This is a genomic window from Xenorhabdus indica (assembly GCF_014467235.1).
GTDB lineage: Bacteria > Pseudomonadota > Gammaproteobacteria > Enterobacterales > Enterobacteriaceae > Xenorhabdus > Xenorhabdus indica.
The window spans coordinates 178,149-200,136 of the sequence record NZ_NKHP01000007.1 but is presented as its reverse complement, the minus strand read 5'-3'; the positions used below and the strand labels follow the sequence as shown (position 1 = coordinate 200,136).

At 41.3% G+C, this 21,988-nt stretch carries 18 protein-coding genes; 13 read left to right on the top strand and 5 right to left on the bottom strand.

Annotated elements, in window-relative coordinates:
- Window positions 1-3 precede the first annotated feature (3 nt).
- From Xind_RS07930 to Xind_RS07895, 8 genes are all read left to right on the top strand, one after another.
- A complete protein-coding gene (locus tag Xind_RS07930; protein WP_047684128.1) occupies window positions 4-423 on the top strand; it encodes an acyl-CoA thioesterase in 420 nt (139 codons plus the stop codon).
- Between the two features lie 117 nt (window positions 424-540).
- Window positions 541-2,880: a bifunctional salicylyl-CoA 5-hydroxylase/oxidoreductase gene (locus tag Xind_RS07925; protein ID WP_246432486.1), complete on the top strand. Its 2,340-nt coding sequence runs from the start codon at window positions 541-543 to the stop codon at window positions 2,878-2,880.
- Window positions 2,881-2,930: 50 nt separating this feature from the next.
- Window positions 2,931-4,082: a cupin domain-containing protein gene (locus Xind_RS07920; protein WP_047684125.1), complete on the top strand. Its 1,152-nt coding sequence runs from the start codon at window positions 2,931-2,933 to the stop codon at window positions 4,080-4,082.
- Window positions 4,073-4,984, top strand: coding sequence for a fumarylacetoacetate hydrolase family protein (locus tag Xind_RS07915; protein ID WP_187649795.1), 912 nt, complete (start codon window positions 4,073-4,075; stop codon window positions 4,982-4,984). Before Xind_RS07920 ends, Xind_RS07915 begins: the two co-directional genes overlap by 10 nt.
- Before the next feature lie 35 nt (window positions 4,985-5,019).
- Complete coding sequence (locus tag Xind_RS07910; RefSeq protein WP_187649794.1) at window positions 5,020-6,048, top strand: carbon-nitrogen hydrolase family protein; 1,029 nt, start codon at window positions 5,020-5,022, stop codon at window positions 6,046-6,048.
- A complete protein-coding gene (locus Xind_RS07905; protein ID WP_276511065.1) occupies window positions 6,045-6,791 on the top strand; it encodes a maleate cis-trans isomerase family protein in 747 nt (248 codons plus the stop codon). Before Xind_RS07910 ends, Xind_RS07905 begins: the two co-directional genes overlap by 4 nt.
- Before the next feature lie 188 nt (window positions 6,792-6,979).
- Complete coding sequence (locus Xind_RS07900; RefSeq protein ID WP_047684115.1) at window positions 6,980-8,401, top strand: aminotransferase-like domain-containing protein; 1,422 nt, start codon at window positions 6,980-6,982, stop codon at window positions 8,399-8,401.
- Between the two features lie 119 nt (window positions 8,402-8,520).
- Window positions 8,521-9,099: a HutD/Ves family protein gene (locus tag Xind_RS07895; RefSeq protein ID WP_047684112.1), complete on the top strand. Its 579-nt coding sequence runs from the start codon at window positions 8,521-8,523 to the stop codon at window positions 9,097-9,099.
- Between the two features lie 114 nt (window positions 9,100-9,213).
- On the opposite strand, the gene Xind_RS07890 is transcribed toward Xind_RS07895, so the two are convergent.
- On the bottom strand, window positions 9,214-9,837 hold the full coding sequence (locus tag Xind_RS07890) for a beta/gamma crystallin domain-containing protein (protein WP_047684110.1): 624 nt from the start codon (window positions 9,835-9,837) through the stop codon (window positions 9,214-9,216).
- Window positions 9,838-10,190: 353 nt separating this feature from the next.
- The gene (lhgO, locus tag Xind_RS07885; protein WP_047684107.1) at window positions 10,191-11,381 is read right to left on the bottom strand and encodes an L-2-hydroxyglutarate oxidase; all 1,191 of its coding nucleotides are present in this window, start codon (window positions 11,379-11,381) and stop codon (window positions 10,191-10,193) included.
- Between the two features lie 485 nt (window positions 11,382-11,866).
- Here lhgO and cynS point away from each other — a divergent pair, with 485 nt between their 5' ends.
- The 5 genes from cynS to tnaA all read left to right on the top strand — a co-directional run bounded on the left by cynS (window position 11,867) and on the right by tnaA (window position 19,983).
- The gene (gene cynS / locus Xind_RS07880; protein WP_187649793.1) at window positions 11,867-12,337 is read left to right on the top strand and encodes a cyanase; all 471 of its coding nucleotides are present in this window, start codon (window positions 11,867-11,869) and stop codon (window positions 12,335-12,337) included.
- A gap of 598 nt (window positions 12,338-12,935) precedes the next feature.
- Complete coding sequence (locus Xind_RS07875) at window positions 12,936-13,772, top strand: alpha/beta fold hydrolase (RefSeq protein WP_187649792.1); 837 nt, start codon at window positions 12,936-12,938, stop codon at window positions 13,770-13,772.
- A 679-nt stretch (window positions 13,773-14,451) separates the two neighbouring features.
- Window positions 14,452-17,196: a non-ribosomal peptide synthetase gene (locus tag Xind_RS07870; RefSeq protein WP_052189685.1), complete on the top strand. Its 2,745-nt coding sequence runs from the start codon at window positions 14,452-14,454 to the stop codon at window positions 17,194-17,196.
- A gap of 11 nt (window positions 17,197-17,207) precedes the next feature.
- Window positions 17,208-17,954, top strand: a complete 747-nt coding sequence (locus Xind_RS07865) for a thioesterase II family protein (RefSeq protein WP_187649791.1) — start codon at window positions 17,208-17,210, stop codon at window positions 17,952-17,954.
- 622 nt (window positions 17,955-18,576) lie between these two features.
- Window positions 18,577-19,983, top strand: coding sequence for a tryptophanase (gene tnaA / locus Xind_RS07860; protein WP_047684099.1), 1,407 nt, complete (start codon window positions 18,577-18,579; stop codon window positions 19,981-19,983).
- A gap of 87 nt (window positions 19,984-20,070) precedes the next feature.
- Here the strand turns inward: tnaA and Xind_RS07855 are convergent, their stop codons facing one another.
- The 3 genes from Xind_RS07855 to Xind_RS07845 are packed head-to-tail and all read right to left on the bottom strand — an operon-like array spanning window position 20,071 to window position 21,988.
- Window positions 20,071-20,814, bottom strand: coding sequence for a metallophosphoesterase family protein (locus Xind_RS07855; RefSeq protein WP_187649790.1), 744 nt, complete (start codon window positions 20,812-20,814; stop codon window positions 20,071-20,073).
- Complete coding sequence (locus Xind_RS07850; protein ID WP_047684094.1) at window positions 20,811-21,509, bottom strand: VUT family protein; 699 nt, start codon at window positions 21,507-21,509, stop codon at window positions 20,811-20,813. Before Xind_RS07850 ends, Xind_RS07855 begins: the two co-directional genes overlap by 4 nt.
- Window positions 21,506-21,988 (bottom strand): hypothetical protein, encoded by a 483-nt coding sequence (locus tag Xind_RS07845; RefSeq protein WP_047684091.1) that lies wholly within the window; start codon window positions 21,986-21,988, stop codon window positions 21,506-21,508. The genes Xind_RS07850 and Xind_RS07845 overlap by 4 nt, the downstream gene beginning before the upstream one ends.

Below are 21,988 nucleotides of genomic sequence, written 5' to 3'. Positions count from 1 at the left end.
CTGATGAGCCTGCTTAGATTTGTACAGCCTCATAAGATTCGATTTTCTGAATGTGATCCTGCGGGGATTGTTTTTTATCCCCAATATTTTGTGATGTTCAATAATTTGTTCGAAGACTGGTTCGATGAATTAACTTCAATCGGATACGCCAATTACATTGCTAAGCATCGCTTTGGTCTGCCAACTGTTCATTTAGAGGCAGAGTTTAAAGCGATCAGCAGAATGGGAGATCAGGTTTGGCTGGAGTTAAATGTTGAGCAGATAGGCAAAAAATCACTGAAACTTCGCCAGCGCTGTATCAGCAAGGAAGGAGAATTAAGGATGAGTGCAGTTCAGACTTATGTGACGACATCACTGGATACCCATCAGGCTATCCCGATCCCTGATGAACTTTATTACTCATTAACTAAATCAATACCTTAATTAAAACAATGCCTTAATTAAAACAATGCCTCAACTATATATAACCTAAACTAAATACCTTAACTGAATCCCTGAATTTATGCGCCGTGGCAGGTATGGTGTAACGGGAGAGAAACCATGAACAAAAAAAATATGAACATCGTATGTATTGGCGGCGGGCCAGCGGGTTTGTATTTCGGTTTGCTAATGAAATTACAAAATCCTGCTAACCGTGTTGTCGTGATCGAGCGTAATCGTCCCTATGACACTTTTGGTTGGGGGGTGGTGTTTTCGGATGCAACATTGGAAAACCTGAATGCGGCAGATGCGGTATCAGCCAGTACCATTGGTGCAGAATTCAGCCGTTGGGAAAATATTGATATCCATTTCAAGGGAACGATAAATCGTAGCGGCGGTCATGGATTTATCGGTATTGGCCGTAAAAAATTACTCAATATCCTGCAAGATCGCTGCCAGCAGTTGGGGGTTGAGTTGGTGTTCGAAGTACAGGTTAAGGACGAACAGGAAATCGCCCGAAGATACGATGCCGATTTGCTGATTGCTTCTGATGGGATCAACAGCCAAATCCGCACCCGCTATGCTGAGGCTTTTGCACCTGATATTGATCAACGCCATTGCCGTTTTGTCTGGTTGGGAACCCGAAAAATATTTGATGCTTTTACATTTTTGTTTGTTGAAACAGAACATGGCTGGTTTCAGGTTCATGCCTACCAATTTCAGGAAGGATTATCGACTTTTATCGTTGAAACTACAGAAGAGGCATGGTTAGCCGCAGGTATCGATAAAATGTCACAAGAAGAAGGCATTGCCTACTGTGAAAAGATATTTGCCCCGTGGCTGGATGGATATGAGTTGATATCCAATGCAGCGCACTTACGCGGAGCTGCTATTTGGATCCGTTTTCCTCGTGTCATCTGTCATCATTGGGTGCACTGGATCAGGCCGGAGGGCAGTAACGGCAAAAATGTACCAATCGTGTTAATGGGGGATGCTGCCCATACCGCCCACTTTTCTATTGGCTCCGGGACAAAACTGGCATTAGAAGATGCGATTGAACTGACTAACAGTCTGAAAACACATCAGGGAGATTTGTCTGCGGGCTTGTCACATTACCAGAAAGTACGCAGTGTGGAAGTGTTGAAAATCCAGAATGCGGCACGTAATTCCACGGAATGGTTTGAAAATGTAGCGCGCTATGAAGATTTTCCGCCGGAACAGTTTGCGTATTCTTTGCTGACACGTTCACAACGTATTTCTCATGAAAACCTGAGATTGAGGGATAAAACATGGCTGGAAAGTTATGAACGTTGGTTTAATCAGCAGTCTGACCAACAGTCTCCCTTAACTCCACCGATACTGACACCTTATCCGGTGCGGGGAGTAACCCTGAAAAATCGCGTCGTGGTTTCTCCTACTCTACTGTATAAGGCCGTGGATGGCATACCGGGATTATTTCATCAGGTCCATCTTGGCAGCAGAGCATTGGGCGGGGTGGGGTTGGTGATCGCCGAAATGACAGCAATTTCACCACAGGCGCGTGTGACTCCTGCGTGCACAGGATTGTGGAATGATCAACAAGTGCAGGGATGGAAGTTGATCACCCATTTTATCCATCAGAACACAGATACTCTGATAGGTATTCAATTGGGACATGCCGGGCGACGAGGTTCGACCCAACGGGGATGGGAACAGTCTGACCATCCGTTGCCGGAAGGTAACTGGCCTCTGGTGTCGGCATCAGCTGTGCCTTATTTATCAGCGATTTCACAAATTCCGGCCGCTATTACCAGGGCACAAATGAGTGAGGTTATTGCACAGTTTGTCGCGGCAACCCGCCGGGCTATTGATGCGGGCTTTGACTGGTTGGAAATTCAGGCTGCCCACGGTTATCTGCTTTCCAGTTTTATTTCACCGATAACTAACCTGCGTGATGATGAATATGGCGGTACATTGGAGAATCGACTTCGTTTCCCGTTAGCTGTTTTTAACGCGGTACGTGATGTCTGGCCGGCTGATTTGCCGATATCTGTGCGCATTTCTGCCACCGATTGGGTTGAAGGAGGAACTAGCATTGATGAAGCTGTTTTGATTGCCCGGCACTTCCACAATGCGGGGGTGGATATGGTGGATTGTTCCACAGGGGAAGTTTCTGCTGAACAACGGCCTGTGTACGGGCGTATGTATCAGACTCCGATGGCTGATCGTATTCGTAATGAGGGCAATGTGCCGGTTATCGCGGTTGGTGCGATTACAGACGCTGATCAAATCAACGGCATTATTGCTTCTGGCCGGGCCGATCTCTGTGCTTTATCACGTCCATTTTTATCCGATGCGGCCTGGTTGCTACATGAATGTGCCAGATATGGCTGGACAAACGTCGATTGGCCGAAACCCTATCTTTATGGCAAACAGCAACTGGAACGCCAATTGATGCAGATACAGCGAGGTATTCAATAGGTCTCAGGTTAGCTTTCAAATCACAGTTACCATCCGTACAGGAGATAGCCATGTCTCAACAAGAAAATGTTCAATCACATGATCAATATCGGGAAAACATTATCGGTCGCGCTAATGTCGCCGATAACCCTGAACTGCTGGCTTATTACCAAGAACTGGAGAAACACAGAACAGGTGCACTCTGGACAATCGCTAATAAAATTGAACCGTGGCAACCGAAATCCGCTTCGGTTCCGGTACTTTGGCGTTATAGCGTTCTGCGTGAACATGTCCTGAAATCTGCTGATTTGGTTACACCAGAAAAAGCGGGACGTCGTGTGGTCTATCTAAACAATGCTGGAGATCCGGGTTCATCCAGTGCCGTGGGGTTGCTTTATTCCGGGATTCAGACTATGCGGCCGGGAGAAGCGGCATCAGCTCATGCTCACTCCTCTTCCGCCCTGCGTTTTATTATGGAAGGGCGCGGAGCTTATACCATTGTTAATGGACATAAAATGCCGCTGGAAGCGAATGATTTTGTTTTAACCCCTGGTGGAACATGGCATGAACATGGCGTTGATCCTGATGGTTCACAATGTATCTGGCAGGACGGTCTGGATATTCCGTTAGTCAATGTACTGGAAGCTGGCTTTTATAAGGTACATCCTGATTTACGTCAGGCGGTAACAGAACCTGTGGATGCCTCTGTTGCTCTTTGGGGAGCACCGGCCTTGCGTCCGCAAAATATCGGTTGGGATAAACCTTATTCTCCGTTGTTCAAATATCAATGGGAGCCAACCTATGCAGCACTGCAACGTTATGCCCATGTTTCAGAAGGTTCACCCTTTGATGACATTCTGATGCACTACACTAATCCGTTGACCGGAGGTCATGTGATGCCAACTCTTGGTGCCAGTATGCAGCTATTACGCCCCGGATTCGTTGGTAAGGCGCACAGGCATACGGGGAGTTTTATCTATCAGGTAGCGAAAGGACAGGGCTACTCTGTGATTGATGGTCAGCGGTTTGACTGGCAGGCGCGGGATATTTTCTGTGTTCCTTCATGGGCGCTGCATGAACATGTCAATACATCACAAACGGAAGATGCTTGTTTATTCTGTTTCAATGACCTGCCAGTGATACAGGCATTACAGTTGTATTATGAAGAAGCCCTGACCGATAACGACGGACATCAACGAGTAGGAGGAGAAAGATGCGTTTAATCACTTATCGTACCGAAATCACTGCTGCTGCACGATTGGGGGCAATTGTAAATAATCATGTAGTGGATTTGGCAAAATTGGCCGCTCATGCCGGAAGTGTCTTACCGGATAACATGCTGGACTTTATCGAATTAGGGCCATTGGCCGTAAACAGTACAGCTATATTGTTAAATTCATTTGAAGGTCTATGGCCAACCGGCGTGACCCGGCCATTGGAGAATGTAAAAATTCTGGCTCCCATTCCCCGCCCGCGCAAAAACATTTTCGGCATTGGCCTGAATTATGTTGAACATGTTGAGGAATCCAGTCTGTCTCTTGATACAGCAAAAGATCTGCCGAAAGAACCGATTATTTTTTCTAAGCCGCCAACCACAATCATTGGTCCGGGGGATGCAATTGAACACAATCGTGAAATCACCCGGCAATTAGATTGGGAAGTGGAGTTAGCCGTGATCATCGGGCAGCGTGCGAAGGGCGTACCAGAGTCTGACGCACTGAAATATGTCTTTGGTTATAGTTTGATGATCGACATGAGCGCTCGTGATTGTCGCCGTGCCGGGCAGTGGATCTACTCTAAAGGTCAGGATACCTATGCACCTTTTGGCCCTTGCATTGTCACTGCTGATGACATTCCCGACCCGCATAATCTTGCTTTGCGTCTGAAAGTTAATGGAGTGACTAAGCAGGATTCCAATACTCATCATATGTTATTCAAGGTTAATGCTTTGATCGCAGATATCAGCAAGGGTATTACACTGGAGCCGGGAGATATCATTGCGACAGGAACGCCATCCGGTGTTGGGGCAGGGCGCGATCCGCAGGAATGGCTATGGCCGGGGGATGTCATTGAAGCACATCTTGAGAAAATAGGTGATTTGCGCCACCCCGTTATTGCTGTGTAACTTTTCCGATAGACGAAAGAAAACAGGAGCCTGCTATGCTGAATCTTCCTAAATTTAAGGCAGCTACGGTACAGGCTGCGCCGATCTTTCTGGATACGGAAGCGACAGTTGATCTCGTTTGTCAGCTTATCCAGGAGGCGGCAAATAATGGTGCCAGTCTGGTGGCTTTTCCTGAAGTATTTATTGCGGGGTATCCCTATTGGAACTGGGTAATGACGCCCGTTCAGGGCAGCCCGTGGTTTGAAAAATTGTGCAAATCTGCCATTGAAGTGCCGGGAGATGAGATCCATAAAATCGCTCAGGCCGCTGCTCGTCAGCATATTAATGTCGTGATTGGCGTGAATGAGCGCAGTCCCACAGGTATTGCAACACTTTATAACACGCTGGTGACTATTTCTGATGACGGGTGTATTTTGGGGCGCCATCGTAAACTGATCCCGACGTGGGCTGAAAAACTGACATGGGCGAATGGTGATGCTTCTTCATTAAAAGTGCATGATACGAGTATTGGCCCACTGGGAGTGCTGGCCTGTGGTGAGAATACCAATCCGTTGGCACGTTTTGCTTTGTTATCTCAGGGAGAGCTGGTACATGTTGCCAGTTATATCTCCCTGCCTGTTGCACCAGCAGATTATGATATGGCTGAGGCGATCCGTTTACGTGCGGCTGCGCATTGCTTTGAAGGTAAAGTTTTTACCCTCGTTTCTTGTTCCACTATTTCCCCGGAAATCGCACAGGCTATGACAGCCAGCCATCCCGAAGCTGAACAATTGCTGGCACGTCCTAATAGTGCGTTTACGGGAATTATCGGGCCGGATGGGCGTGTGATGGGGCATCCTCTGATTGATAAAGAAGGAATTGTCTATGCGGAAATTGATCTGAACCGTTGTATTCAACCCCGCCAGATGCACGACATAACAGGGCATTACAACCGTTTTGATATTTTTGATTTGAAAGTGAATCGCCGTGCTACGCATGCGATCCAGTTTATTGATTCATGGGATCAGGCAGATTCTAATCTGTGTGCTGATTGGGTTAATCCCACACAAGAGGATCGCTTATGAGTGAACAGCGTAACTTCCGGGTCGGGCTGATTGTGCCTTCGTCAAATACCACTATGGAAACGGAAATTCCCGCTATTCTGCGCACGCGAGAAATGATCACCCCTGAACGTTTTACCTTTCATTCCAGCCGCATGAGAATGAAAACGGTCAGAAAAGATGAACTGGCATTAATGGATGCAGAGAGTGATCGCTGTGCATTGGAGTTGTCGGATGCGTCAGTGGATATCGTGGGATATGCCTGTCTGGTAGCCATTATGAGCATGGGGAAAGGATACCATCGAATTTCGGAAAAATGTCTTCATTTACGGACACTGGAAAATGGTTATCCGGCTCCGGTTGTCACAAGCGCAGGAGCATTGGTGAACGGGCTTCACGTTTTGGCAGCGAAACGGATCTCTATATTGACACCTTATATGAAGCCATTGACTCAATTAGTGATTGATTACATCGAAAATGAGGGCATTGAAGTCATTGATAGCATCTCGTTGGAAATCGCGGATAACCTCGCTGTCGGGCGACAAGATCCTCTTGCACCAGTAGAAATTACTAAGCGCTTGAACAGTAATGTCGATGTTATTGTTGCTTCTGCCTGCGTACAAATGCCTTCATTGGCATCAGTACCTTTGATCGAGGCGCGTGTGGGAGTACCTGTTATCTCCGCCTCTGTGGCAACGACTTATATGATACTGAAACAGCTTGGGCTAAGCACATTCGCTCCGGGATTTGGTTCACTGTTATCTTGAATAGATACCCGTGACTTAAACTGGCCAGCAAAGTGAGAAGGGGCAGGCAAATAAAATGTAGGTATTCGGATATAATAGTGAAAGATTATTAATATCCTGGATATATACCCGATGGTTTTTCAGAATGCAGCTAAAAAAACTGCAATTGAGAAGATGACGGGTATAGCAGTTTAACCAAAGGCCTGCATATGACGCGCTACGAACAACTGGCAGTAACAATCCGTCAACAGATAGAGGATGACATTTGGCAAGTGGGGGACAGGTTGCCATCACTGCGGGAATCGGTGAAATCGTCGGGATTAAGTTTGATGACGGTGCTGCAAGCCTATCAATTATTGGAAAGTCAGGGCTGGATCGTGGCACGTCCGCAATCAGGCTATTATGTTGCCCCGCGGATAAAACCCTTTGCAGCGGTAAAAGGGGGAAAGAAACTGAATCTGAGTGAAAATGTGGAGATTAGTGCCTCAATTTTTGATGTCTTACAAGCGTGTAAAGATCCACAAATCGTTCCTTTTGGTTCCGCATTTCCTGATCCTTCCTTATTAGTAGAACCCAGATTAGCCAAAACACTGGCGTCAGTCGCTCGTCGCTTTGTTCCCCACAGTTCATTGGCTAATTTACCTCCGGGAAATGAACGATTGAGGCGTAATATATCCCGTCGTTATGCCGCACAAGGTATCCATGTTTCTCCTGATGAAATTGTGATCACAGCAGGCGCAATGGAATCGTTGAGTTTCAGCTTACAGTCAGCAACTTCCCCCGGAGATTGGGTCGTGATTGAGTCACCGGCTTTTTATGGCGCATTACAGGCTATAGAGCGTTTACGTTTGAAAGCCATTGCCATAAAAACGGATCCAAAAACAGGTATTGATTTGGATGTACTGGAAGAAGTTGTTGGTAAATATGAAATAAAAGCTTGCTGGCTGATGTCCCGATTTCAGAACCCATTGTGTGTCAGTATGCCGACAGAAAATAAACAGCGGTTAGTTGAAATTCTGAACCGAAGCGGCATTATCCTGATTGAAGATGATGTTTATGGCGAACTCTATTTTGATCAGGACCCGCCGATGCCAATTAAAGCATGGGACAAGGAAAATAATTTCATGCACTGTGCATCCTTTTCAAAATGTCTTGCTCCCGGATATCGCGTCGGATGGGTAGCTGCGGGAAAACATGCGATAAAGATCCAACAATTGCAGATGATGAGCACCGTTTCAGCCAGTATCCCCACACAGTTGGCGATTGCGGAATACCTGACTCAGGGAGGATATGATACCCATATACGGCGGTTGCGGCGTCAATTGGAGCAAAGGCAACTTCAAATGCTGCGGGCAGTCAGTGGATATTTCCCACAGTCGGTCAAAGTTAACAGCACGCGTGGTGGTTATTTTATCTGGCTGGAATTCGAACCGCCTTTCAATGCTAATCGGTTATATCAACTGGCGCTGGCTAAAGGCATCAGTATTGCGCCCGGCAGCATGTTTTCCACCAGCTCTCAGTTTGATCACGCTTTCCGGTTGAATACCTCATTTGCATGGAATGAAACTCAGGCGGCAGCCATGAAAACATTGGGAAGTTTGTGTCGTATGTTATTAAAGGAATACGGGTAATTAATCACATTTTAATTGTTTCTTGGTTGCGGCAGGAAAAATTATTTGCGAAGTTTACAATTGGACATTTATTGCCTCTTCAGGTGTAAGTAGAACAGTAAGAGTAGTGAAAGGAGAGCATGAGAATGAAATGTTTCGATTATGCAACGTTACCAAGAGAACAATGGGCTGGAGGGATCGGGGAAGTAAGGGATATTGTTTGCTGGCCGGTTGCTGATGATTTCGCTTGGCGTGCTTGCTTCACATCTATTCATCAAAATGGGGCACTGGGGCAATTTCCTGATATTGATCGCTCCATCGTATTATTGAAGGGAAAAGGCATCCGTTTAACCAGTCCGGGTTTTCTGGAACATGAGCTGGTGAAAAAAATGACCCCTTTCCATTTTTCCGGTGATATTCGGGGGCATGTTGAACTGTTGGATGGATCTGTTCAATGCTTCAATATCCTGATCCGCCGTTCTTCCTGGGTTTCTGAAATTTCTGTGGTGACTGCTGAACGCCGCTTACCGACATCTCACAGCGGAGTGCTGTATGTTCTGAAAGGGCGTTGGGAAATGATCGGCACAAATTCTGTTCAGCTTGCTTTTGGGCAAGGTGCATGGTGGTTGCCAGAGGATATACGGGAAGGGGCGATTAAACCGTTAGTTGCTGATAGCCAGTTATTGTGGGTGGATTTATACCCGAATAGTAAATATTAATGAATTTATCATTAAAGCTAGTTTGGCAATATTAATTTGAACTGAAGTCATTATTAATAAGCCCCTTTTCAGGGGCTATATTAAAATTACCCACTAGACAAAATTGTTTTCACTTTATTTGTTGTGAGGAAACTCTTCTAAATAGAAATTAAAATGATAACTGCTGGCTTTTTCAAACCGCATATAGGGAGGTATTGTATCATAAGTAACAATATCAAGGTCAGTGCCATTATATTTAAAATAAACAGCACCATTAGTTACCACGATATTTTGATCATTAAATACGGCGACAGAGGTAACATATAGTTGCCCATCTTTTGGTATTAGGCCAACGACTTCATAGTCGCCATTTGAATAACAGTTTACAGCATCAGGAATGGTATAAGTTTGGATATTTGCCCTAAATACCTGATCTATTCCTGATTCGTTAATCAATTTTATTGCCAGCAAATCACGGTTTGACGGAGATACAATAAATTTTGACAAGCCTTGAATATCACTAATATCAGCCTGACTTGAATCCCATTCGCGATAAATTTGTCCTGCTTGACTATCACTGCCATGCCGCCAGGCAAAAACTATTGACTCCAGGCCAACTTCGACAGAAAGAAACTGATCATTGAGTGGGGTGCCTATTAAATTTACTTCTGTACTATTTTCTGGATATTGATAGGAACAACCCGTGTAATTTTTTTGGGTGTAAAATATAGCGCCATTGGCGAGCTTATTTTTAGACATAATAGATATTCTCCTTACGTTTATTCCAACAATGTCAAACTAGAATAAGGAGAAGAAATTATGTGTCAAGGTGGTGAATAACTCTTATATTGAGACATGGTTTTAAAAAAGATTTGTTTAAATTTAGAAGTGTGAAAATTAATAAATAAGCGCATTTTTATTTATCAAGGTTTGATTTTATTTAATCTCTATAATATTTATTTTCTTAATAGCCTTTCAGATAAATTATTTTCATAAACCTTGATGAAAATGATATGCCTAAAAAACAAATTTAGTTATTTTAGGGGCGTTATGACTACTTCGGTAAGCGCATGGTGAGTTTACCGTGCGCTTACTTCTGAACAACTCAGCGCTTAAATTGTTTCAAAATATTGTCTTACAATTTCTCTGCCAATTTCAAACGATGCCGTAGCGGCAGGCGAGGGAGCATTGCAAACGTGCAGTGAGCGATGGCCCTTCACAAAGTGAAAATCATCCACCAGTTTGCCATCAACTGTTAATGCCTGGGCACGAACACCCGCTGGCCCCGGTATGATATCTTCGGGCTGTAAATCAGGAATGAGCTGGCGGGCATTGTCAGTAAAGTGCTGGCGTGAATAGGAACGGCGTATTTCTGCCAGGCCTTCACCAAAGTAGCGTGTGGCAATTTTCCAGAATCCTTTGTAAGTCAGTATTTCCGTCAGATCCCGCAGGCTGAAATCTGTTTTATGATAGCCTTCACGCTTAAATGCCAATACTGCATTAGGGCCAACATCCCGTTTGCCATTGTGCATACGTGTGAAATGAACACCTAAAAACGGAAAATCAGGGTTGGGGACAGGGTAAATCAAGTGATTAACCAAATAGTTTTTACTGCTATCCAAGACATAATATTCACCACGGAATGGTACAATCTTCATACCAGTATCATAGCCCGCCAGCTCAGCAATCCTGTCGCTATGTAGTCCGGCACAGTTCAACAGCCATTTGGCCTGATAACCGCATTGTTGAGTCTGTACCTCAACATAACCACTATGTTCACGGATAGCTTTTACCTGTTGTTGACAGTGAATATCTCCGCCTCTGGTTTGTATGATCTCGGCCAGTTTTGCTGCAATTTCCTGATAATTCACGATCCCTGTATCCTGAACCAGAATGGCTTCCAGGCCGTTGACATAAGGCTCACGTTCTTTCAAAGCAGCTTGTGATAACCGACTGACATTAAGATCATTTTGTAAACCGCGTTGATAAATATTTTCCAATAAAAGGAGTTCTTTTAATTGAGTTGCAACAATAACTTTGCCGCAGCGGTCGTAATATAAGCCATGTTCTTGGCAAAACTGATATATCGTTTGATTGCCTTTTTTCGCCAGACGCGCTTTCAGACTGTCGGGGGGGTAGTAAATACCAGAATGGACAACATTGCTGTTATGACCACTCTGATGAGCAGCCACATTCTTTTCTTTATCCAATACTAGCAGGCGTAAGTGTGGATGATGTTCTTGCAGGGCATTGGCAGTACCAAGCCCGACTAATCCTGCACCAATAATAATCACGTCATACATTTTTACTTTGCCTCTTTAATTGTTTTTTCTCAATTGGCTCCAAAGTCATGCTTGCTGCTATTGTCCGGTGGGGCTTAATCATACAGGAGTTGGAGGTTGCGATAGAAAGAGAGTAAATACCAATTAATGCCGTCATTATCATGTAAAGAATGGACAGCACATTCAAGTCACTGCCTTGCATCAATAATGTGGGGTTGTATACCAAAATAAAAGGGATGATAAAACCAGCCGGACAACACTCCATATATTGGATAGCGCACCGAACACAGAAAACAAAGAAATTATGAATGAATAGAACTTGCTTCTCGGTTTACTGATAAATTTCAGATTTTGAAACCTGCATCTTCAAATGAGATAGGTATATTACGAGTATACATAAACGCCAACTATTCAAAAAAATTAATAATATTCGTAAAAATGATACTTAGACATTATAGATAAACAGTTACATTATAGTGTCAAAATGTGTCATACAGGAAAGTAATATGTTACAAGTATTAGCGACTCAAACATCTCGCTTGGAACTGACTGAAAGCATTATTGCAGCTAAACTTGCTAAAAATCTTTCATGGGAAGAGATTGCAAATGGTACAGGAATGAATGTTGCTTTTGTGACGGCGGCTTTACTTGGACAACATCCGTTGCCTATAGAGGCAGCAAAGAAGGTTGTTGAGCAATTGGGTCTTACAGATGATGCGGTAAAGCTTCTACAGGCTGTCCCTATGCGAGGTTCCATTCCAACAGGAGTACCAACTGATCCAACGATTTATCGTTTCTATGAAATGTTGCAAGTATATGGAACAACATTAAAAGCATTAATACATGAACAATTTGGTGATGGTATTATTAGCGCAATTGACTTTAGGTTAGATATTAAGAAAGTCGAAGATCCAGAAGGCGGAAGTCGGGCAGTAATAACTTTAGATGGTAAATACTTACCTACTAAACCTTTCTGATGATAATTTTTTAGAAATAAGCCAGCATCATTTTATGAAGTTGGCTTATTGATTAATATGATTTTTTTAAGTCTATAAAGAAGTTGTGTAATTTATAGTTAAAGTACACACTAACTTGCATATTTTTCATTTAGCAGGATACTGCCTGATAACACGAGATATTCTTAATAGGTAATAAGGTATTTGAAATATAGAGAATAGAGATTGATATCACAATCATAAAATTAATAGTTTATTCATTTATTTTTGTAGAAGTTTGAACCATATCATGTCTTTATTCAACATCATTAATTTCATCGTTAATTACTCTTTTTCATAGTAAAAACATTTCATATTGGAACACGGAAGTTATTGAAAGAATCAATCAGGAAAGTTCAAAAATAATGGTAATGAATTCCTAAAGTTGTTATTTATTTAAGAATTATTGAGGGAAAAAATCAGATGTATGTGAATGTTAATAATTGAGAGGGGACAAAAAATACCGTAGTGTCATGCTATTAGTCTGTAAGACATAAAGATATCAAGGTAAAATGCAATAATTTACTGTATTTTTCAGCAGAAAAATTACTCTTCAATTCATTCATTAGGAGATAGAATCATGGCGGCTGCACACACTAATATTCATTACTATGATATATCTACCCTTTATGCTCGTATTTCAGTATTAGATACTGGCGGTAATCGGCTTCCGGTTCTTTTAATACATGGTAATTCAAGTAGTAAAGAGATATTTCGCCATCAGATTGAGTATCTTAAAAAGGACTATCGGGTTTTAGCGCTTGATTTACCGGGGCATGGTGCATCTTCTAATGCCAATGATCCACGTCAGACATATTCAATGCCGGGTTATGCCCGTACCGTTATTGAAGTCCTGAACAAGATTGGAATTAACAGAGTGGTTGTTTTTGGCTGGTCATTAGGGGGGCATATCGGTCTGGAAATGCTGGCACTGTACCCCAAAATGATTGGGCTGATGATTTGTGGTACACCCCCTGTGGCTGCTGGTAAAGAGAATGTCGCACTTGGTTTTCGTCAAAGTGAGCATATGGGGCTTGCCGGGAAAGCTGATTTTACTGAAGAGGATGTGAAGAATTATGCTTATCAAACAGTCGGTGTTAACGCTCCCCATGAACCGTTTATCTTTGAAGCAGTAGCAAGAACAGATGGTTTGTCACGCCAGTATATGTTTGAAGCTTTTACTTCCCCACAGGCGACAGATCAAAAGTTATTGGCCGAAACAAGTAAAATACCTTTGGCTATCGTGAATGGGGCAGGTGATCCTTTTATCAATGCCGAATATATTGAAAGTTTGCATTATCAAAATCTTTGGCAAGATCAAATTATGAGTTTGGTCGGTGTGGATCATGCACCGTTTTGGGAAGCACCAGCTAGGTTTAATCTGATATTGTCTGATTTTCTTTGTGATTTCCAATAAATTCGATTAACTAATTGAAAATATGATTGGCTGGGAAATTTATGAGAATGTATTCAAATAAATTTTCCAGTTTCATCTGTTTTTTTCCTTCATTCATTTGATGAACCTAAAGAGTGGGTTATAGATGAAACTTGTTTGGCATTAGTTCACTATGCAGCGCAGGAGATCCAGCAGCAAAAACAGGCACTGTCCGACATTGATAGTATCTAAGGCGATAATAAAGTAATAATAGGATAACGATAGGATAATAGTATAATGTTGAGCTCTGACAGTAATGTGTTGAAAAAATCACCGCTGACAGGTTGGATATAATTTTATTTGTTTAATATTTTAACACATCGTTTAATTTTGTTTCCATCATTTCTATTATTCCTATTATATAACATGATATTTGCATAATAAGATATGCTAGTCTGACAATGATTATGAAAAAAAGAGTTATGAAAATAATATTTTCTATTATAGAAAGATGTTTTCGATATTATTAATCTATACCCGTTTCATCAATGTTGATATTATCCGGAGTAAATTGATTTCTATTCACAGCTAATCTATTCGTATTTAACCTATTTACAGTGAACAAAGAGGTAACTAAAAAATGAAGGACATACATTTGCGCAGAATAATGTGCTGATTACCATGAATGACAGTCAATTTATGGAATAAAAGGAAGATAATTATGCGAGTTGAGTCGTTGTCAGAGCGTCATTCAAATCATTCCGTATTTTGTTGTGTGCATGAACTATTTGAGCAGCAGGTAGCGAAAACACCGGATGTTATTGCCATAAAATTTGGTGAGCACTCATTGTCTTATGATGAATTAAATCGTAGAGCAAACAGATTGGCCCATTATATCCGTCGGCACCACCATCATGATGGTGAAAAAATTTCTCCGGTAGGTATTTGTCTTGAACGTAGCATTGATGCGATTGTTGCGGTTATTGGTGTTTTAAAAGCCGGAGCTGCTTATGTCCCGATTGATCTGAGTTATCCTATTGAGCGTCAATCTTACATTTTAACCGATTCTAATGTCTCAGTTGTTATTTCCCGTGGTGATATTGAATTATCATTTCCTGAGACTATCGCACGTATTGATTTAGCTCAGTATGATTTTTCCGATAGTAATAATAAAGAGAATACCAATAGCGATAGTTGTGATATAGAAAACCTGGCAGTAGCTTGCTCCCCTCAAGATCTTGCCTATTTAATTTATACCTCAGGTTCGACAGGAAAGCCTAAAGGGGTTTGTATGCCTCATCAGTCGTTGGTGAATATGTTAGCCTGGCAAATTCATCAGCAAGGCGATTATTTTGGTAAGAAAACGTTGCAGTTTTCTCCACTAAGTTTTGATGTCTCATTTCAGGAAATATTTTCAACTTTATCCAGTGGTGGTGAGTTAGTGTTGATCTCCAATCATTTACGATTGGATCAATTGGCTCTGGTCACGTTTATTGCAGAACAGCAGATTGAACGAATATTTTTGCCTTATGTCGCATTAAATGGTTTGGCAATGGCGGCGATTGCACAGGAATGTTATCCAGAGAGCCTGATTGATGTGATCACGGCGGGGGAACAATTGGTTATTACCACTGCTATCAGGCAATTTTTTCAGGCATTGCCCCATTGCCACCTGCATAACCACTATGGCCCATCAGAAGCTCATGTTGTGACGGCTTACACTTTGGAAGGCAAAGCAGAAGAATGGCCGGTTCTGCCTCCTATTGGCGCACCGATTGACAATATTGAAATCTATCTGCTGGATACCAATAACTGTGTTATTAAGGATGAAACACCGGGTGAGCTGTGTATTGCGGGGGCACAACTGGCCGAGGGTTATCATCAGCGGCCGGAAGAAACTGCGGCTAAGTTTGTCAATATTGCAGTAAATAGTATGCCTTCCAAACGAATGTATCGCACCGGTGATTTAGCAAAATGGCGCAAGGATGGTTTGCTGGACATTCTTGGCCGAATGGATTTTCAGGTCAAAGTACGGGGTTATCGCGTTGAATTGGGTGAAGTTGAAGTGCTGTTGATGAAACACCCGGCAGTGCGTGATGCTGTTGTGTTGATACAAACAGCGCGGGAACAAAGTGAAAGTTCAGAAGACAACCGGTTAATTGCTTTTGTGATTATTTCAGAACGTGCTTTGCAGCATCATTCACAGAGCAGTGTGAAAGAGAGCATTCAGCAATTCATGAAAAAAGTGGCGCCTGATTATATGCGGCCGGCAGCCATTGTTATTGTCAATCATTTTCCTTTATCTGCCAGTGGCAAACTCGATCGCAAGGCTTTTCCGGTTATTGCTATTGGAAAACTTAAACAACAGGATGCCGCTCTGGCAAAAGAGGGGATCGAAAAAACACTGGCTGAAATATGGAGTGAATTGTTCGGGGTTAAAAAAGTCAGCAGACATGCTCAATTCTTCAATTTAGGTGGTAATTCACTGTCAGCTATAAAAATGGTACAGGAATTACGTCGTCGCGGATTGATGGTGGAAGTACATATGCTGTATCAACATCCTGTATTGTCCGAATTAGCCATTCATTTGCAGGCTTGCAACTCAACAGATATCGGCTCCGATGGGATGAAATGCCCCAAGATGACGGCATCTTTGTTAAAAGATGATAAACCGTCTTCAACGCCATTTGATGTGGAAACCTATTTAGGTATCGATACCGTGACAGCCCAGGCGTGGTGGCAGTTACCGGAGAATTTGTGTCATCAAATACGCCAACAAGCTAAGGTACATGCTGTCAGTGTTGCTGCTATTTTTCACTTGGTTTGGGGCAAAACAGTGGGTTGTCTGGTTGGGCATAATGACGCTGTTTTTGGCACGGTTTTATCGAGGCATATGTTTGCAGGCGCGGATACTGAGAATGAGGCAGAGCAATTTATTCACCAATTTATTCACATAGTGCCAATGTATATGCGTCTGGATAATTTGCCTGTGCTTGAGTGCCTCTGGCTTGTTCAAGACAATCTGGCACAGTTGGTCAAACATCAGAAGGTATCGCAGGCACTGACCCTGCAATCGTTACAACAGCAATTATCACAATTGTCGGGAACTGCACCATTATTTACTTCATTATTGAATTATTATCATAGTGAAATACGTAGCATCTTTCCGGCAGAGCCACTATTGGCAGTAACGCCTTCTGGTGATGTCGGGCCTTTCAGTCGCGCTTGTATTGTGAAACATCCGATTTACATCAGTATTGAAGATATTGGCAAAGACTTTGCGATCCACATACAGGCGGAACAGGGGGTTAATCTTGAACGTGTCAGTGATATTTTCCAAATGATATTACAGAAAATTGTTACCGCTCTGGACAGTGCGCCGGAGAAAAAGATAGATCGTATTAACCCAATTACCGGTAATTCCGATCATTTTATGACGCACTTAACGAATAATCAGATTAACTAAAGGCCTTAATTTTGACTGATTCAATCCTGTATCCTGCGTTCAAAAGAGCAGAAGCGAAAGTTCAACTTGTGTTTTTACATCATGCTGGTGGCTCCAGTTACTCTTATTTGCAACTTTCTCAGAAGCTATCTGGATTTATAGAAACTTACTGTATGGAACTGGCAGGCAGGGGGTCGCGTTTCATGCAGCCATTTCAGACGGATGCTGAAACGGTAATATCCGATCTTCTGGCTTCGATCAAACGGTTGAAACTGGGAGAAGATAAGCCCTTACTGTTGTTTGGTCATAGCCTGGGAGCAGAGCTTGCTTACCATGTAGCCCGAAGATTAAAAAGTGAGGCACCGGAAAAGAAATTGGGCCTTGTGCTTTCTGCGCGGGGAACGTCCGCTCCGGATGATTTACGAAATGAGACATTATCAGAAGCAGAAATAATAGGCTTGCTGGAAGCATTTGAAGAGACGCCGCAGGATGTTTTCACACACCCTGAATTGCGAAAATATGTGGTTAATGCCATGCGAAGTGATCTCCGTCTGCTGGCTTCTTTATCCCGGTTGCCGAAACCGGTGATAAATTGTCAGGCTTATGTGATTGGTGCGGATCATGATGAGCACGTGCCTGTCCCTTGGTTGGCACAATGGCGAGAAATATTTACCACGCCCGTGACACAAAAAGTTTTTGCAGGTGAGCATTTCTACTTGTTTTCCAGTGATGAAGTTATTGATTGGATAGAGGAGCGAGCGCGGGAATTGGCGGCCTGACTTTCCAAACTATACTCAATAAATTTCAAGCTGCATCACGGTGGCCGACCTGTGGTGAAAGACGAGAGGTATATCTATAAGCGGGTGTCAGCAATGCTGACACCCGTATTTGCAGATACATTGAGGCTAAAATAAATATAGCACTATATAAACCATTTTCTGTCAGAAATTGTAACAAATAGTTCTTAAGACAATTATACGTGCAGGCAATTTGGGGATTAAATTCTATTACCATCTGTGATTCGGTATATTTAATTCAATTTTTTTGTTGTTAATTTGTAAATATTCATTCTGCTGTCGTGTTTATGTTAAATAATTATAGACATAAATACTTTTTTGTTGTATAAGCTCATGCTGAAAACACTCATGTAATATAAGGTCAATGTATGAAATTATGGTTGATGTTATATAAGTTTTTTTCCAAAATACAGTCCAATATTGGTTATCGAATATTGCAACCTCTCCCTGCCTGTCTTTAAATTACTTTTTGCTAAAAATTATTTTTAAAACTTTGCATTTATAAGCAAAAAGACTTGTGCATTTTCACTGAGAAATAGTAAGTATTTTGTTCATTATGCAATGCGGTTCATTATTGTTTTTCTTTTTAATTAGGTACATTAAGATGAAGCGTATTCCAGAGCCCTTTCGCATTAAAATGGTAGAAAATATTTATACCACAACTCGTGCAGAGCGTGAGGCTGCATTGGAAGCTGCGGGATATAATCCATTTATGCTGCCTTCTGATAGGGTTTATATTGATTTACTGACTGATTCTGGAACAGGTTCCATGAGTAATCAACAGTGGGCTGGTGTGATGATGGGAGATGAAGCTTATGCAGGGTCTCGCAACTATTATCATTTAGTCGATAAAGTCAAAGAGTTGATCGGTTATAACTATACTGTTCCTACTCACCAAGGGCGTGGAGCAGAGCAGATTTTATTTCCTGCTTTGATTGCCCGAAAAAAATTAAAAGGTGGAGCTAAAAACCCCGTATTTATTTCTAATTTTCATTTCGATACAACAATAGCACATGTGGAATTAAATCACGCTAAGGGGATCAATGTTGTTACAAATAAAGCCTTTGATACGGAAAATTATTATGACTGGAAAGGTAATTTTGATATTGAACTACTAAAACAAACCATCGAAGAATATGGCAAGGATAATATTGTCGCTATCATAACAACGATTACTTGCAATAGCACAGGAGGGCAGCCCGTTTCTCTTGCCAATATGAAAACAGTGTATGAGATCGCGAAACAGTATGATATCCCAGTTGTGATTGATTCAGCACGTTTTTGTGAGAATGCCTGGTTTATTAAACAGAGGGAAAAAGGTTACGAAAATAAATCAGTCAAAGAGATCGTTAAAGAGATGTATCAATATGGCGATATGCTGACTATGTCAGCGAAAAAAGATCCAATGGTAAATATCGGAGGTTTTTACGCTGTTCGTGATGATGAGTTGTTATTTAATGAAGTGAGTGTTAATTGTATTCCGAGTGAAGGGTTCGTGACTTATGGCGGGCTTGCCGGGCGTGATATGGAAGCGATGGCAATTGGTCTTGAAGAGGGGATGAATGAGAATTTTCTATCTTATCGCATTGGTCAGGTGACTTATTTGGGGGAGCAATTAAGAAAAGCGGGGATCCCTATTCAATATCCGGTTGGAGGGCACGCAGTCTTTGTCGATGCAAAACGGTTTTTACCCCATATTCCGAGTGGGCAATTTCCAGCTCAAGCGTTGAATAATGAATTATATTTGGCAGCAGGTATCAGAAGTGTGGAAATTGGCTCTTTATTATTGGGGCGTGACCCGCAGACAGGTAAACAAAAAGAATCACCGATGGAATTGATGAGATTGGCTATTCCTCGCCGTGTTTATACCAATGATCATATGGATTATATCGTAGAGGCTTTTATTGAGTTAAAACAGCGAGCGACCGATATCCGGGGATTAACTTTTACTTATGAACCACCGGTATTACGCCATTTCATGGCCAGATTTAAGCCAGTTTCTGAGAAGTAAGTGATATACGCTGTAATTTTCAAAATGTAGTATCACAATACAATCTCAAGTTGCAGTATAGGCAACTTGAGATTAAGGGTATAAATATTAATAACTACATGAAACTACGGATAAATCAGTTGAAAAATCAATAATATTAAAACCAAAACCTTTTGCTGTTTTGACGGTATCTGTGCCTAATAACCATTGGAATGAAACTGCGGGTGCAACACTGATTGTCATCTCATTTTTATGCCAAATACGTGAGGTGTGTGCATGCCCACAACCAATAAATTTAATCTTATACTTCTCACATAGCGCCAGTAGAGCATTAGCGTTTTCCAGCATACAGCTATCTACAATTGGCGTACCAACCGGTTTGACATGGTGATGCATAAATAAAGCAATATTAAAATTACTGTTTTTAATAATTCTTTTTTCTAATTCTGCAAGGTTAGTTATAGTGATGAAGCCATAATCTTCACCTTCAACAACAGTGTCGATATCAGTAATATACCAATTGTCCCTATTATATTCACGGGAGATGATATTATATTTTGGTTTGATTTCTTTAAGGGCAATGTTAAATTTATCCTTGAGATCATGGTTGCCAAGTATTGTGAAGTAAGGTGTGTTGAGTGATTCCATTTTATTTAAAAAATATCTGTAAGCATCGGTGTCACCATCATTTGCAATGTCACCTGAGACTATAATTAACTCTATTTTGTTAATAGTCTGAATACGACGTATTTCCTCACAAATGATATCGAAATTGTTATAAAGATTTACATCAAATATTGTTTTCTCTCTTTTCTGCGTCAGATGTATATCTGTTAATTGAATTACTTTCATTTTTTATTTCCTCCAAAAGTAAACGGGTTATATGATATTCCCCAGTCGTATACATCGGCAGATTCTAATTTTTTGACTTTATCTGCTAAGATGATACCGATAGGTAAAAGTATAATAGACATTATTACTTTATAAGACCAAGTTGTAGAAATTATTATGATTAATTCATTTACACTATATTTTGAAGAAAGGCTTATAGGGTATGATGATAATAAAAGAGCTGCTTGTGTGATCATTGAAGCAATGATATATCTGAGAAAAAAGAAGCGACCAAGGAAAACTTTTTTTAGAGAAGATATTACAAACCCATTGATAAAGTAAGAAATTGGCACAGAAGTCCATGTGCCTACCATAACGCGCCAAAATTCGCCAAACAATGACTTAAAATTCATTGAGATTTGATTATTTTCTGGTTGAATATGTGACGCAATAAAAATGACCATTACAAAAATTGATTGGCATAAGACCATAATCCAAACTGTTTTTACTCCTTGTCTATAACCATAAACTTCTGTTTGAACTGTGGATATAAGAAAATAAAAAGAAAATAGAATTCCGCTAAAAGTAATTTTAAGGCCATAAAAATCCAGAGTCTTATAGACAAGAACGTCACAAGTTATCATGATTGTGACGGATAGAGAAATAAATAAAGAATTATACTTGAAATTTGAGTTGGCAGGGTAGATTTGAGTCACTTTATTACCTTTAAGTTTGCAGATTTAGATGATTTTATTCTTTCTGTTTTGGAAATTTCATCGGAAATTTTTCTTCCATCTTTTAATCCAGATAGGTAGGCTATCCTTATAAGGCTGGCAGGGTCTAATTTTCCTATAATATTCTGATCTGAAAGCAGCTCTTTTCCATTTATTGTTCTGCGAGAATATTCATTTTGTATAGTAAATGACAGATCTCTGTTTTCTTCTATTATCTTGAATTTTTGTTTTTCTTTCAGATCATGCTCTTCGAATTTTGCTATAAAAATAATATCATAAGGATTGATATTATATAATAAATCACTTTCAAAAATATCTTCTGCTCTCACTTTTATACATGTATGAGTACCTAATTCTTTTAAGATGTAGAACCCGTTTTCTTTTATTGGTTCGAACTTCTGCAAATTGTAAATGTAACGAGGCTTGAATATCTTTCTGAAAAAATCAATTATTTTACCCAC